The sequence below is a fragment of the Sorangium sp. So ce367 genome (genome assembly GCF_051520455.1).
Classification (GTDB): Bacteria; Myxococcota_A; Polyangia; order Polyangiales; family Polyangiaceae; genus Sorangium; species Sorangium cellulosum_B.
Genome location: NZ_CP150334.1, coordinates 1,933,576 through 1,948,667 on the forward strand (window position 1 = coordinate 1,933,576; position 15,092 = coordinate 1,948,667).

The window sequence follows — 15,092 nt, forward strand, 5'->3', positions numbered from 1 at the left end:
ATGACCCGGCATGAAGAAAACCAGCCCAATGACAGGTCCTGCGTTGGCTCCGACCTGGATTGCGATCGCCGCGGCCGCGGTGACGTTCGCGGCCTCCGGCCCCGTGAGCGCGCAGGCGCGGCGCTCGCCGATCTTCGATTCGGCGCTCAACGCTCCCGGCCGGCCGCTGCGCGGGTTCGTCGATCTCCACACCCACCCGATGGCGCACCTCGGCTTCGGCGGGCACGTGCTCCACGGCGCTCCCGACGTCGACGTGCTCATGGCGCCGGGGACCATCTACGACCCCAGCGGTCAAGGCGTGTCAGGCGCCACGTGCAATGCGTCGGCGCGGCGCGCCGCCAGCATCGCGGAGGCGCTGGGGACCAGCTACAGCACCCACCGGGGTCACGATTTTCTCACGAACAAGTGCGGCAATCACGTCCGCCAGCTCGTGCTCGGGGAAATGGCGAAATCCCACGGCATCCGCTCGTTCGAGGTCGAGCGCCCCGTGGGGTATCCGACGTTCGCGCACTTCCCGGCGCACAACGATATCTTGCACCAGCAGATGTGGGTCGACTGGATCCGCCGCGCGAAGGACGGTGGCCTCCGGGTGATGGTCGCGCTGGCCGTGAACAGCCGCACGCTCGCCCACGGCGTCGAGGCAAACCCGCCCATCGACGACAGGGCGTCGGGCAATCTCCAGATCGAAGAGCTCGTCCGCTTCGTCGGCAAGCACGATACGTGGATGGAGATCGCGCGTTCATCCGCCGATCTCCGGCGCATCGTGGAGAAGAACAAGCTCGCGGTGATCGTCGGTGTCGAGCTGGACGACATCGGCAACTTCGTGTGGAACAGAGCGTCGCCCACGGAGGCCCAGATGCGCGCCGAGATCAAGCGCCTCCACGTCCTCGGCGTGCGCTACGTGTTCCCGGTCCACCTCACGGACAACCTCTTCGGCGGCACCGCCGCTTACGAGGACGAGGTAGCGCGCGCCAACCGCTTCCAGACGGGGAAATGGTGGGACCTCGAGTGCTCCCGTGGAGAGGGCATCACGAAGCAGATCCAGTCGGGGAACGACCTCTTCAAGCTGATGAAGCTCGGCGACGCCGGCGGTCACATCCCGCTCCCGAGCTGCCAGCCGGGGGAAGGCCACAAGAACCGGCTGGGGCTCCTGCCCATGGGCCGCGTCGCCCTCAACGAGATGATGAGGCTCGGGATGGTCATCGACATCGATCACATGTCGCAGCGGATGGTGAGCGACGTGCTCGCATTCACCCGGACGACGCCCGGCGGCGCGTATCCGCTCGTCTCGGGGCACAACGGGCTCCGCGGCTCGAGCGGCAACGAGAACGGCCGGACCAGCGCCCAGTACACGGAGCTCGCCGCGCGCGGCGGGCTCGCGGGCGTCGGCTTCGGCGACTCCGACGCGCGGGCCTTCCTGCGGAGCGCGGCCGCCGTGGCGGCGATCACGTCAGGCGGCAAGGCGCTTCAGATCACCCTCGGCTCGGACATCAACGGGATGGTCGTCATGCCGCGCTCTCCCGAGTGCCAGGCGCCCCGGGATCAGGTGGTGACGGTGCCAGGCGACGCCTGGAACCACCCGCCCGCGCAGCTCCGGTGCACAGGGGCCGAGATCGCCGTGCGCTCCGCGCGCATCGGCTGCCTCGACATCCAGACCAGCGGAAACCTGACGGGCCTCGTCGGCCGTGCCTGCAATGACAGGACGTCCTGCTCTTACAAGGCGCCGACTCCCGACGAATACAGCCGCGCCGGCGTCCAGGCCGCGACGCGCGCGTTCTGTACGCAGGCCATGGAGATCGTGTACCGATGCGTCGATCCGGCGGCCACGGCGTGCGTCGATTACGGTAGCTTCCCCAGGGCCCGGACGGGGAGCCGCTCGTGGGATTACAACGAGGAGGGGGTCGTTCACATCGGGCTCTTCCCGGATTTCCTCAAGCACGTCGAGGCGCTTCCGGCCGGAGAGCAGCTCATCGACCGGCTCTACGGCGGAGCCGAAGGCTTCGCGCAGATGTGGGCGAAGGCCGAGACGGTCGGCCGCTCCGTCCCCTGATCCGTGAGCGTCCGTCCCGGGGTCGGGGGACCCGACCCGGGTTGGCCCTGCGCGGCAAAGCCGTGCCGCGCCGCCGGCCTGGGTCGGGTCCTCGGCCCGCGGCTACTGGCGCATCCACGCCACGAGGAACTTGGTCGTGTTCGCCCCCGGGTTGAACGCGTCGCCCTCGCGGATGCTCGCGGAGAACTCGATGGTCTTGGGCCCGGTCTGGGACGCGCTGAACCCGACAGCGCCGTTGTGGCCATCGACCTGCACGGTGATCGTGCCGGCGACGATGTTCGTCGCGCTCGTGATCTTCTTGAAGCAGCCCCGCGTACCAGGCCAGCCGCTGTTGCAGGTCACCGACGTGAGGCCGATCTGGAGCGCCTGCTCCGCCTCTTCCACGGTCTCCTCGCTCAGGTCCTCGTCGCTCAGGGCCTCATCGCCCTCCTGCGCGATGCAGCCCGCGAGCGCCATGGAAGCGAGGACCGCGATCATCCCGCTGAGCTTCGCGAGAAACCTCCGGCCCTTCCCGCCCGACCGAGCTCGCCGGTCATCTTCGGGTCGGGCCGCGGTGCAGTCGTCCTGGCCTTCGGGGAGTGTGCCTTGTGCGCTCTTGATGTCGTGTGTCATGTTCCGCCTCCATTCATGCTCTCGGTGTCCGTCGCTCCGGCGGGGTGGTTGCCTTGCGGAGCTCGTACGACGACCGTGACCTGATACGGAGGTGGTACCCCACGGTCAGAGACGCGATAAGGGCAAACGTTCTTGCCCCACCCGCGTCGTCTCCGCGGGCCGGGTCACCAGGTGAGGGACCCGTGGACCTTGGTCATGACCTCGTTGGCCCGGATGTCATTGAGCATCCAGTCGAAGTCCTCCCAGGAGATCTTGCCCGTGTCCGGGTCGATGGTGAAATGGTCGAACTTCGGCAGCCCGTGGTTCGTGAGCAGGATCGCGAACATCCCGCGGCTCGGCTCAGGATCGAGCACCATGAGCGTCCCTGCGGCGCCTGTCTTGCTGTAGGCGACGGTCGATACCGACTCCCCGCCGGGCCACATGCCTGCGTCCCACATCTCCCAGCCGTACCCCTTGCGCGAGTAGAGCAGGTTCTCGGAGTACGTCCAGGCCGACCTGTTGAGATGGAGCGAGCCCGTCTGGTTCGTGGTCATGTCGAGCACGGCCTGGGCGGGGAGCATGGTGTTTACGCAGATGTTGAGAGGCCAGTGGTTGCAGCTGTAGACGTGCTTGCCCCGGTTCAACATCATCTGGGCAAACTTCGCCAGATCGCTCGCCGTCGAGAACAGGCCGTCGCACCCGGTGAGGTGCTCGGCCGGATCCGGGCCGTCCCCTTCGAGGAAGTAGTCGGTCTCGTCCTGCACCTCGCCCCGGAGATAACGCTGGCGCGCCTCGGACCACGCCGTGCCGACGAAGCGGGCCTCCTTCTCCGGCATGTTGATCCACGGCTGATAGCTGGTGTCCGTCATGTTCAGCGGGGTGAAGATGTACGTCTGCATCAGGTTCTGGAGCGAGTCGCCGCCGACCGTCTCCAGCACGTGGCCCAGGATCCGAAAGCCGAGATCGCTGTAGACGACCTTCGTCCCCCGCGGGCGGGCGAGCGGCGCCTCGAGCATCGAGTGCCAGGGGTCGGCGTCGTCGAAGAGGCCGTTCGGGTTGCTTTCGTCGAAGTAGTCGACATCCTCCCCCGATACATAGCTCATCAGATCCCTGATCGTGACAGAGCTCTTGTTGTTGACCGAGGAGACGGCGAACTCCGAGAAATACGTCGCGACCGTGTTGTTGATGTTGAAGCCCGGGAAATTCCCGGACTCTTGCATCCTCATCGCGAGGAAGACGGTGAACGGCTTCGTCATGGACTGGAGATCGAAGATCCCATCGAGCGGCATCGGCACCGATGGCATGCCCGGATCGTCCTCGTTCAGCCCGTCTCTCGTCCCCACGGCGGTGTGGAGCACGATCCGGCCCCGGCGGGCGACCAGGAGGACCGCGCCGTTGATATCCCCGTCGTCGACCGCGTCCTCCAGCTCGTTGACCGCCTGGTCGATGAGGGCGCTGGACAGACCCGCCGATGCCGGTGTGCCCGGCTGGAGGGAGTAGATTACCCCCGACAGAGGGTACGTGTCCTGGGCGTGAGCCGACGGCGCCATGCCGACGAGGGCGGCGGCCGCGGCTCCACAGAAGATCAAGCTACTGGCTCTCATGTTCGCGATTCCTTCCTTGAATGGTGTTGCGGCCTCCGCGCGGCGCGGGGCGGGGCGGGGCGAAGGGCCGTCGGGATCATCGGCTGCGTCTCGGAGCGCCTCTTCGCCCGCGCCCCGTCAGGGGCTTATCCACCCTTCGTGCCAGCGGGCCGCACGGCGCTCCGGCGAGCGGCGCACGCCGCGCGGCGCGCGCGCCGTGGTCGCCGCGACGACGGCCGGGCGCCCCTCAGGGACGGCTGTGACGCCGCCTGGAGCCCGCGGAAGTGCATTGCATATCAGCCACTTGCGCGCTCATGACGCCCCCCGGTAGCGCCGCGCCGGGCGTCGCCTCCGCCTGGCGCCGCGCTGGTCGCGAGGAGGAGGGGAGAGGCTTGGCGCGCTGCTGCGCCGCACGAGGGCACGCTCGCGGAGGTGTGACATCGTGACATTGTCACAGCGTGACATCGTGACATCCGGCGGGAGACCGCTCCAGAGCTGCCCCGCTTCGCCCACGGCTGGGAAGTTCACAGGGAGGCGGGGAGGCGGGGAGCGAGAGACGGCAAGAGGGAGAAATTCATTTTCTTCTTCCTCCCCGCCTCCCCGCCTCCCTGTGAAAATTCTCCGGGTTTCAACGTGATCGGTGCTTTAGCTCGCGCCCATCGCCGCGGCGATGCCGGACTGCAAGGTGCTGTACGTGGTGATGCCCCGCAGGTCGACGCCGAGCTGCACCAGGACCTGAGCCATGGACGGCTGAATCCCGGTGACCAGGACGCGGGCCCCGAGGAGCCGCACTGCCCGAGCCGCCCGCACCACCGCGTCCGCGGCCTGCGTATCGATCGTCTCCACGCCGGTGACGTCCAGGATCACCATCGAGGCGCTCTCCTTCATGACCCCCTGGAGCAGCCCCTCCATGATCTGCTCGCAGCGCCGGGCGTCGAGCGGCCCGATCAGCGGCATCGCCAGCACCCCTTTCGCAAGAGGAAGGACCGGCGTGCCGAGGACCCGGATGGTCTCCTGCTGCGCCGCGATCAGCTCGGCGCTCTGCTGCAGCTCCTCGGCCCTGGCCTCTGCCGCCCGCCGCGCCTGCACCTGGTCGGTGATCTCGACGCCGTAGTGGCACACGCCGACGATCTCCCCCGCGCCGCCGCGGACGGGCGCGTACACGATGTTGAACCACCGCAGATCGTCGCCGCCTTTCTCCGCGTCGTGCAGCTTCACGGGCACCTCGCTGCCGAGGAACGGATCGCCGGTACGATAGACACCGTTCACGAGATCCCAGAACCCTCGCGCTGCCTCCTCACCGAGCACCTCGCGGAGCACATCGCGGAGCGACCTGCCCAGGAGCTGACGGCCGGGGAAGGAGGCGGCGTAGGCCGGGTTCACGAGCGAGTATACGAGGTCTTCGCCCCGCCACATGCAGATCGGCGTGCGCGCGTGCATGAGCATGTCGTGCAGGCTCTGATGCGTTGCGCGCAGCTCCGCCAGCGCCGCCTGCGACTCCGCCAGCGCTCTCTCCAGCGCGGCTATCCGCCGCTCCGCGCCCTCGGGTGTGGCGACGTCCGCAGGCGCCGTCTCTAGAGCCCTGTCTTCCCCCGTGACGCCGATGCGATCTCTCATCCCGCGATCCGTCGGTGCTCGCTTCTCGTTCGTGGAGCGTGAGCCAAGGTGAACTCCGGCCACGCCAGCGATGGTGCTGCGTTGTAGCGATGGTATGCGAGCGCTCGCCAGGTGTAAATTCTGGGGCGCAGCGTCCCGTGTGGGACATTCTGCTCCTCAACGGGGCCGGCAGCGCGACCGGTGCCGTCTCCTGCTCTCGTGATGACGCGACGCGACCCTCCGCGCTCGATCCGTGAGCCGCGCGAGAATGTCGCGGCGGGGCGAGCGTCGGGGCAAACGTCGAGGCAAACGCCGGGCAAGATGCTGTCGGTTTTCCGCTCGACGGGGAACTGCGGAGTTTGCTAGCCTGCTTCAGTTGGCCCGCGAGCGCCCAGAGCGCTCGCGAGCACGAGAGCCCTTGGGGACTGGACAGCGCGCGTGACGCCCTGGAACCGGCGCCGACGAGCGAACGCCATCTCCGCAGTCTTCTACCGAGAGGAGCTTGCAATGAGAGCCACCACCAGCCTATCGACCGTCCTCGCGAGCTGCATGGCCGCGCTGCTCTGGACAGGCCACGCGGCCGCAAAAGACCGCGCGCCGGGCGCCGCTGACAACGCGGCGCGCAAGGTCGTGTGCCACGACGACACAGAGAGTGTGTTCGTGCTCACAAGCGTCGGAGAGGACCAGTATCTGAGCTACCAGCGGGTGCTGATCGACGCTCCGATCGGCGAGGTCTGGCCGGTGCTCCGCGACGTGGAGTGGTTCGTCGAGGCCGTCCTCCCCGACGTGGCGCCGACGTTCATGTGGCTGGACGGCGGGGGCCCGGAGACGATCCCTTCGCGCTTCCAGTTCTCCGCGGCGGGCAACACGCTCCTCGAGGAGATCATCTACCGCTCCGAGGCGGAGCACCAGATCCTCGTGCGCCTCATCGAGCCGGTGCTCGGCATGCAGGAGTATTACGCGTTCGGGGACCTGACCCGGGCCTGCGGCAACAAGACCGTGCTGGAGTACACCCGGTATCTCGATCTGGAGCCCGGCACCGATATCGAATTCTTCAGAGCGCTGTTCACGCAGGAGTTCATCGACATCCCGGCGTACTTCGCCGAGTAGCGCCGCCGGGCAGGGCGATCCGGATCGAACGATCGCGAGGACGCCAGGGGAATCGAGGATCGTCTCCTTTCGTCCTCGCGGCGGACTCCCTTGCCGTCACGCCGCCCGCGGCGGGCGGCGCCGGCTCGTCACGGGACGACCTCGACCGCCATCCCCTCGCTCAGCTCCGCGTTCGCGAGCTTCACGACCCGCTCGCTCCCGTCGAGCCCGGTCGACACCTGGATCGTCGCGCCCGTGTCACGCTCGACGACGATCGGCGCGAAGCGGATCCTGCTCCCGGGGTCGATGACGGCCACGCGGAGCCCCCTGGCGTCGTTGTAGAGCGCCGTCGCCGGGATCTCGAGCACGCGGTGCGGCGTGGGCAAGGTCAGAGCGACCTCCGCGTACATGCCCGTGAGGAGGCGGCCGTCGGGGTTCGGCACCCGCACCTCCGTGTTCATCGTCCGGGTCGCCGCGTCGAGCGCGCCGGCCGTGCGCGCGATCGTGCCCTGGAACGGCTGCCCCGCGAACTCGCGCACCGTGACCTTCGCCGGCGCGTCGACCCGCACGCTGGGCGCCACGTCCTGCGGGACGCCCACGAAGACGCGCACGGGGTCGGTCGCCGCGATGGTGAAGAGCGGCGTCCCGTTGCCCGCCGTGACCAGCGCCCCGCGCTCGGTCGTGCGCGAGGTGACCGTCCCCGCGAACGGCGCGGCGACCTTCGCGAACTTCTTCTGATCCAGGATGCGCTGGACGTTCGCCTGCTGCGCGGTGATCGCCGCGCGCGCCACGGTGACGCTCGCCTCGGCCACGTGCGCCTGCCCCTGCCGTTGCTCGAGCTCCTCCTGCGGCGCGACGCCCGCGGGGACGAGCTGCTCGTAGCGCTTCACGCTCGACCTCGACAGGTCGCGGTTGGCCTCGGCCTGCACGAGGCCGGCGCTCGCCTGCACGAGCTGCGCGCGGGCCTGCGCGAGCTCCTGATCGAGCTCGGGCGTGTCGATCTCGGCGAGGATCTGCCCCTCCTCGACCTTGTCGCCGATGTCCGCCGTCCATCTCCGCACGTAGCCGCTCACGCGCGGGTAGACGACCGTCTCCGCGAGGGGCTGGATGCTGCCGGGCAGGACGAGCGCCCGGTCGCTCGACACCGGCTGCGGCGCGACGACCCCCACCCGCGGGGCCGCGCCCTCGGCGGCCCGGGCGCCCTGCTCGAGCGCGGCGCGGGCGCTGCGGCGGGGCAGGTAGGCCGCGGCGAACGCCGCCCCGAGCACGACGACGAGGCCCACGCCGAGGGCGAGGCCGCGGGTCCTCGTCAGCACGGCGGGCGGCGGCAGATCGAACCCGAGGTCGTCGGCGGGGCTGCCCTGAGGCGGGGGAGCGGTGGTCGGAGGGGCAGCGGAGCGGCGGGCGGGGGAGCTCATAGGTCCTCTGCGAGCAGGTCTCTGGCCGGGGCCTTGTTCCGGAGGAGGCTGTACATCACGGGCACGAAGAAGAGCGTGCTCAGCGTCGCGACGAGGAGACCGCCGATGACCGCGCGCCCCAGCGGGGCGTTCTGCTCGCCGCCCTCGCCCAGGCCGAGCGACATGGGCAGCATGCCGAAGATCATCGCGAGCGCCGTCATGAGCACCGGCCTGAGGCGCGTCATGCCCGCGGCGAGGGCCGCGGTGCCCGCGTCGCGGCCCAGCTTCCGCTGGTCGTTCGCGAACGTCACGACGAGGATGCTGTTCGCCGTGGCGACGCCGACGCACATGATCGAGCCCATGAGCGCGGGCACGCTCAGCGTCGTGTGCGTCACGAACAGCACCCACGCGATGCCCGCCACCGCGCCCGGGAGCGCCATCAGGATGATGAGCGGGTCGAGCCACGACTGGAAGTTCACGACCATCAGCAGGTAGACGAGCACGACAGCGAAGAGGAGCCCGTAGCCGAGCCCCGTGAACGAGGTGTCCATGCTCTCGGCCTGCCCCTTGAGGGTCACCTTCGTCCCGCGCGGCAGCTCGGGCCTGAGCTCGTCCACGACACGCGCGACGGCGCCCGCGACCGAGCCGAGGTCGGTGCCGTCGACGTTCGCCCGGACGTCGAACGTCCTCGCGACGTTGTAATGGGTGATGTTCGCCGGCCCGGTCGCGCGCGACATCGACGCGACGTTGGACAGGAGCTGGGGGCGGCCGTCGCCTGTCGACAGCGGCGTGGCGTTCACGTCGTCGATGGACCCCATCGCGTACTGGGGCGTCTGCACCGCGACGAGGTACTGCACGCCGCGCTTGTCCAGCCAGTAGGTCGGCGACGTCTGCCCGCTCGACGAGAGCGAGACGAGCACGTCGCTCGCCACGTCGCGCTGGCTGAGCCCCAGCTGGTCGGCCATGGTGCGGTCGACGTCGATGCGGAGCTGCGGCCTCGCCGGCACCTGCGCGAGGTGGACGTCGACGGCGCCGGGGATCTTCTCCATGCGATCGGCGATCTTCAGCGCGACGGCGTAGGTCTCGTCCTCCTTGCCGATCGGGCCGACCACCTGGACGTTGATGGGCGCCGCGAGGCCGAAGTTCAGCACCTGCGTCGAGATGTCGGGGGCGAGGAAGAAGAACGTCGTGTCGGGGTACGCCGCGTTGAGCCTCGCGCGCAGCGTCCGGACGTGGTCCGCGGTGGGCCGGTGGTGCTCCGCGAGCGCGATGAAGATCTGCCCGTCGGCCGACGAGATCTGCGCGCCCTCGCTGAGCGACAGGTTGATGCCGCTCGCCGGGATGCCGATGCTGTCGAGCATCGTGCGGATCTCGCCCGGCGGGAGCGCCCCGCGGATGGTCTCCTGGATGCGGGCGAAGCGCCGCTCGCTCTCCTCGAGGCGGGTGCCCGGCGGGCCGCGCACGTGGAGCTTGATGAGCCCCGCGTCGACGGTCGGGAAGAAGTCGCGGCCGAGGAGCGGGATCAGCGCGACCGAGGCGGCCACGAGCGCAAGGAACGCCCCGACGAACAGGGCGCGGTGCGCGAGCGCCCACGCGAGCCACCCGCCGTAAGCCGCCCGCAGCCGGTCGAAGGCGCGGTTGAACGCGGCGAAGACGCGCCCGAAGAGGCCCTTTGGAGCGGCGTGGCCGTGCGCGTGCTCCGCCGCCTCGCGCTCGAGCAGGAGGCGCACGAGCGTCGGGACGAGCGTCCGCGACAGGAAGTACGACGTGAGCATGGCGAAGACGACCGCCATGGCCATCGGCACGAAGAGCGACCGCGCGGCGCCGGTGATGAACGCGACCGGCACGAAGACGATGCAGATGCAGAGCGTGGAGACGAGCGCCGGGACGGCGATCTCCTGCGCCCCGTCGACGATGGCGCGGAGGAACGGCTTCCGCTGCCCGAGGTTCCTGTGGATGTTCTCGATGGCCACGGTCGCGTCGTCGACGAGGATGCCGACCGCGAGCGCCATCCCGCCGAGCGTCATCACGTTGAGCGTGTGGCCGAGGGCGTTCAGCGCGATGATCGAGACGAGGATCGAGAGCGGGATGCTGATGACGACGATGAGCGTGCTGCGCCAGCTCCCGAGGAACAGCACGATCATGAGCGCCGTGAGCCCCGCGGCGATCAGCGCCTCGTGCACGACCCCGGAGACCGCGGCGCGGACGAACACCGACTGATCGAAGAGCAGCGAGACCTTGAGCTCCTTCGGGAGCTTCTCCAGCGTGGCCGGCAGCATCGCGTGGATGCGCGAGGCGACGTCGAGCGTGCTCGCGCTCCCGTTCTTGAGGATGCTCAGGAGCACGCTGCGCTTGCCCTCCACGTGCACCATGTTCGTCTGCGGCGCGCTCCCGTCGCGCACGCTCGCGACGTCGCGGAGGGTGATGGTCCTGCCGTTCACCGTCCTGAGCGGCAGCTTCCCGAGCTCCTCGAAGGCCGCGGGGCTGCTGTTCATGATGACGGGGTACTCGTTCTCCCCCATCTTCGCCGTGCCGGAGGGCAGGGTGATGTTCTGCAGCCCGAGCGCCGCGTTCACGTCGCGCGGCGACAGCCCCCAGGCGAAGAGGCGCTGCGGGTCGATGTCGACCATGATCTGGCGCTGCTTGCCGCCGTAAGGGAACGGGATCTGCGTGCCCCGGATCGTGGCGATGTCGGCGCGGATGAAGTTGACCGCGTAGTCGAAGAGCTGCTGCTCGCTCAGCGACTCGCTCTCCAGCGCGGCCTGGAGGATCGGCACGTTCGAGGCGCTGTAACGGATGATGAGCGGCGGGCTGATCCCGGGCGGCATCTGGCGGATCGCGGTCTGCGAGATCGCCGTGACCTGCGCCGTCGCGGCCTCGATGCTGGCGCCGGGCTGAAGGAAGATCTTGATGATCGAGATGCCGGTGAGCGACTGGCTCTCGATATGATCGATGTCGTTGACGGTGGTTGTGAGGAAGCGCTCGTAGTTGTTGACGATGCGCTTCTCCATCTCCTCGGGTGGGAGGCCGCCGTAGTTGAAAATGACGGACAGGACCGGGATGTCGATGTCCGGGAAGATGTCCGTCGGCATCCGGGCGACGGTGAACACGCCCAGGATGACGATCAGCATCGACATCACGATGAACGTGTACGTGCGTTGAAGCGCGATCCGGACGAGCCACATGGGCCAATTCCCGTCCCCCTCCGGAGCGCCCCGGCCGGGGGTGGCGCCTGAGGGCAGGCTCCGCATTTAGGGTGCCCTAGACGTTCGTCCAATCTATTCTTTCGTATCACACGATACCTTCAAGGTATGGATCTACGCCACCTCCGGTACTTCACGGCCGTCGCCGAGGAGCGGCACTTCGGCCGCGCGGCGCAGCGGCTCGGCATCGCCCAGCCGCCGCTGAGCCGGCAGATCCAGGATCTCGAGTCCGAGCTCGGGTTCTCGCTCTTCGATCGCTCGCGGCGGCGCGTCGAGCTGACGCCCGCGGGCGCGGTGCTCCTCGCCCATGTCCGGCGGGTCTTCGACGCGCTCGAGCTCGCGGTGCACGAGGCCCGGCGCGCGAGCGTTGGCGAGACCGGGCGCCTCGTCGTCGGGTACCTCTCGTCGCTCGCTTACAGCGGCATCACCGAGCTGGTCCGCACCTTTCGCGGGGAGCTCCCCGCGGTGGAGCTCGCGCTCCGCGAGATGCCGCCGCAGGAGCAGATCGAGGCGCTGAAGGACGGGCGCATCGACGTCGGCTTCGTGAGGGCGCCGCTCGACGACGCCCGGCTCGCGTCCGAGTGCGTCCGGCGCGAGCCGCTCCTCGTCGCCCTGCCGGCCGATCACCCGCTCGCCGCGCGGAAGCGCATCCCGCTCGAGCTCCTGTCGCGCGAGCCGTTCGTCGTGTTCCCGCGCCAGCGCGGGTCGGCCTTCTTCGACCTGGTGATGGGGCTCTGCCGCGCGGCGGGCTTCTCCCCGCGCATCGCGCAGGAGGCGCTGCACCTGGACATCCTGAGCCTTGTGGCGGCGGGCTTCGGCGTCTCTATCTTGCCGGAATCCATCAAGAATGTCGGTCGCAAGGGGCTCGCGCTGCGGCCGATCGTGGGGGCGCCGTCGACCGACCTGCTCGTCGCGTGGCGCGCCGACGACGCCTCCCCCACGCTCCGGCAGTTCCTGTCGTTCGTGCGGCGGGTCGGCGTCAGCAAGGGCAAGCCGCGCGCGGCGCGCGGCGCGCCGGGGGAACCTGGGGTAGGCAAGCGCGGCCGCCGTCCCCGCGGCGCCGCCGCGGCGAGGCCAGACGCCGCGGAATAGCGGAGCCGAGGCGCGGCGCGCGCCGGGGGCTCAGGCCCGGGGGCCCGGCGGCGCGTCGAGCGGCTGCCGCCTGCGGCGCAGCGCCGAGAGCGCGCTGCCGAGGGTCTGGTGGAGCGTCATCCCCTGGAGGTCGATGCCGAGGCGGATGAACCCCTGTGCGACCTGCGGCCGCATCCCCACGACGATGACCTCGGCGCCGAGCAGGAGGGCGGCGCGGGTCGTCTTCATCAGCGACGCCGCGACCTGCATGTCGGCGAAGGGCACGCCGGTGATATCCATCAGCAGCACCTCGGCTTCCTTCTGGCTGAGCTCCGCGAGCACCACCTCGAGCACGTGGCGCGCGCGCTCCAGATCGATGGCGCCGACGAGCGGCACGAGCAGCACCCCCTGGTCGAGCGGGATGACCGGGCACCCGAGCCGGCGCACGTCCTCCGCGAGGGCGCGCTCGCGCTCGTAGGCGGCGCGCGCCTGCTGCTCCTGCTCGATCAGCGACTCGATCAGCGACGCGCGCTCGAACGCCGCGGTGAGCATCGCCACCCACATCTCCATGTCCCGGTGATCCAGCCCGAGCGGGCTGCTCACCGGGGCGCAGACGGCGAGGATGCCGCGATCCGCGCCCTCGCTGCGGAGCGGGATGAGCCGGAGGACGTGGTCGTCGCGCCGGGCGGCGGCAGGCAGCCAGTCGCCGCGCGGGAACGCCTCGGCCGCGACGCGCGCGCCCGCTTCCGGCGTGGCGGCCGCCGCTCCGGGGGAGCAGCTCTCGACGACCCGGAGCAGGGGACCCGTGTCCCCGGCCGCCTCCCACACGGCGAGGCAGCCCCAGCTCATCTGCACCGCGGAGAGCCAGCTCAGCTTGCTCCCGCCGCTGCCCCCGTCCGCCAGGAGCGTCTCCCGGATGACGAGGTTGATGTCGAGCAGGCCGTTCAGGTAGTCGGCGCGGGCCGCCTCGATCGCGACCCGGCCCTCCATCATGGCGCGCCGGGCCGCCCGGATGTACGCCGCGACGCGCCGCTCGGCGGCGGCGTCCCCCGCGCCGCGGAGCATTTTCTGGCCGGCCCGCTCCAGCCGGTCGATCATCTCGAGGAGCTGGTCGATGTCGGGCATCTGCTCCGCGGCCTCTCGCCAGGCCCTCTCCAGCGCGGCGGCAGCGGGGCCGGGCCTGCCCCAGACGGCCGCCTCGAGCCCGAGGACCACCTCCGTCGCCCCGGGCCAGGCCTCTTCCGGCGGCGAGCTCGGATCGAGGGCGGTCGAGGCGCTCGCGAGCGCGGCGAGCTCCCGCGCGAGCGCGCCGGCCGGCGCGGCGGCGCTGCGGGCCGACGCGGGCGCGCTGGCCGGCGCCGCCGCGCTGCGGGACGACGGGGGCGCGTCGCGCTGCGCCGGGGCGGGTGAGCAGCCGCAGGAGCGGCGCAGGACCAGGGTCGTCGGCGCGATGTGCCCCGCGCAGGGGAGCTCCCGTCCGGCGAGGAGGTCGAGGAGCAGCTCGGCGGCCGTCCCGCCGAGCCGGTCGAACCGCTGGCGGACCGTCGTCAGCGGCGGCGAGGCGTACCGGGCCGCCTCGATGTCGTCGAACCCGACGAGCGCGATGTCCTCGGGGACGCGGATGCCTGCCTCGGCGAACGCGTCGAGGACCCCGAGCGCCTCCTTGTCGGCCGACAGGAACATCGCGGTGCAGGTGACGCCCTCTTCCAGCAGGCGCCGCACGGCGAGCCGGCCGCTCGCCCGCTCGTTGTTCGGGAGATCGAAGACGAGGTCGGGGTCGAACGAGATGCCGCGCTCCTCGAGCGCGTCCCGGTAGGCCTGGAAGCGCTGCCGGATGTCCTCGTGCGCCATGTGGCCCGCGAAGACGATCCGCTCGTGGCCGTGGTCGAGCAGGTGGCGTACGGCCGAGAGGGCGCCACCGTGGTTGTCGGGCAGGACGTAGGGACAGCGCGCGTCCTCGTTGGCGCGCGCGCTGAGGGTCACGACGGGCCGGCCTTCGTCGAGGAAGGGCTCGAGTTCCGCCGCGTCGATGAGCGCGATCCACCCGTCGACCTGGTCTCGCGCGAGCCGCAGCCTGTGGACGTCTCGCGGGGACGCCCTGATGGCGATCACCCGGTATCCGGCGCGCGCGGCGGCCGACTGGATACCGCCGAGAAGCTCGCAAACATAGCTGCCCCAGATGTCGGGGCACATGATGCCGATGGCTCTATCGAGCGACATGGTGGCAGCATCCTCGGTGGTCCTCAGCGCCCGCGTTCCGTCGTGACGCGATCACAAACGGAGACTGGTAGCACGCGACACCCGTGTGGCCATGCGGCTCTGCGGCGCGCTCGCGGCGGGAGCGAGCGCTCGTCGTCTCGCGCTCCCGCGTCCCCGCGTCCTCACGTCCGGCTCCCGGTCGCCTGCTGATGGCCGTGCTGTGCGGCAAGCGGCGCGAGTATCGGATGGACGGCGATGCTTGTCAGCTCCGATTGTCGCGCGCCGAAGGGCGCCGCGGCGGGCGGCCTCATGG

9 protein-coding genes are annotated in these 15,092 nt (G+C 70.2%); 3 read left to right on the forward strand and 6 right to left on the reverse strand.

Translation table 11 applies throughout. The features are described from left to right. The first annotated feature begins 10 nt into the window (after nucleotides 1-10). The gene (locus tag WME97_RS07505; RefSeq protein WP_437550660.1) at nucleotides 11-2,050 is read left to right on the forward strand and encodes a membrane dipeptidase; all 2,040 of its coding nucleotides are present in this window, start codon (nucleotides 11-13) and stop codon (nucleotides 2,048-2,050) included. 102 nt (nucleotides 2,051-2,152) lie between these two features. On the opposite strand, the gene WME97_RS07510 is transcribed toward WME97_RS07505, so the two are convergent. The 3 genes from WME97_RS07510 to WME97_RS07520 all read right to left on the reverse strand — a co-directional run bounded on the left by WME97_RS07510 (nucleotide 2,153) and on the right by WME97_RS07520 (nucleotide 5,841). Beyond that, a complete protein-coding gene (locus WME97_RS07510; RefSeq protein WP_437550662.1) occupies nucleotides 2,153-2,662 on the reverse strand; it encodes a hypothetical protein in 510 nt (169 codons plus the stop codon). Between the two features lie 164 nt (nucleotides 2,663-2,826). Beyond that, nucleotides 2,827-4,245: a serine hydrolase domain-containing protein gene (locus WME97_RS07515; RefSeq protein ID WP_437550664.1), complete on the reverse strand. Its 1,419-nt coding sequence runs from the start codon at nucleotides 4,243-4,245 to the stop codon at nucleotides 2,827-2,829. Nucleotides 4,246-4,869: 624 nt separating this feature from the next. Next, nucleotides 4,870-5,841, reverse strand: a complete 972-nt coding sequence (locus WME97_RS07520) for an STAS domain-containing protein (protein WP_437550666.1) — start codon at nucleotides 5,839-5,841, stop codon at nucleotides 4,870-4,872. 486 nt (nucleotides 5,842-6,327) lie between these two features. Here WME97_RS07520 and WME97_RS07525 point away from each other — a divergent pair, with 486 nt between their 5' ends. Continuing rightward, complete coding sequence (locus WME97_RS07525; RefSeq protein WP_437550668.1) at nucleotides 6,328-6,930, forward strand: hypothetical protein; 603 nt, start codon at nucleotides 6,328-6,330, stop codon at nucleotides 6,928-6,930. A 128-nt stretch (nucleotides 6,931-7,058) separates the two neighbouring features. Here WME97_RS07525 and WME97_RS07530 read toward each other — a convergent pair whose 3' ends face one another. Both WME97_RS07530 and WME97_RS07535 read right to left on the reverse strand, forming a co-directional pair. Next, nucleotides 7,059-8,327: an efflux RND transporter periplasmic adaptor subunit gene (locus tag WME97_RS07530; RefSeq protein ID WP_437550669.1), complete on the reverse strand. Its 1,269-nt coding sequence runs from the start codon at nucleotides 8,325-8,327 to the stop codon at nucleotides 7,059-7,061. Next, on the reverse strand, nucleotides 8,324-11,491 hold the full coding sequence (locus WME97_RS07535) for an efflux RND transporter permease subunit (protein ID WP_437550671.1): 3,168 nt from the start codon (nucleotides 11,489-11,491) through the stop codon (nucleotides 8,324-8,326). Before WME97_RS07535 ends, WME97_RS07530 begins: the two co-directional genes overlap by 4 nt. A 126-nt stretch (nucleotides 11,492-11,617) precedes the next feature. On the opposite strand from WME97_RS07535, the gene WME97_RS07540 reads away from it, so the two are divergent. Next, complete coding sequence (locus tag WME97_RS07540) at nucleotides 11,618-12,601, forward strand: LysR substrate-binding domain-containing protein (RefSeq protein WP_437550673.1); 984 nt, start codon at nucleotides 11,618-11,620, stop codon at nucleotides 12,599-12,601. Between the two features lie 30 nt (nucleotides 12,602-12,631). Here WME97_RS07540 and WME97_RS07545 read toward each other — a convergent pair whose 3' ends face one another. Next, a complete protein-coding gene (locus tag WME97_RS07545) occupies nucleotides 12,632-14,800 on the reverse strand; it encodes a substrate-binding domain-containing protein (RefSeq protein ID WP_437550674.1) in 2,169 nt (722 codons plus the stop codon). Nucleotides 14,801-15,092 lie beyond the last annotated feature (292 nt).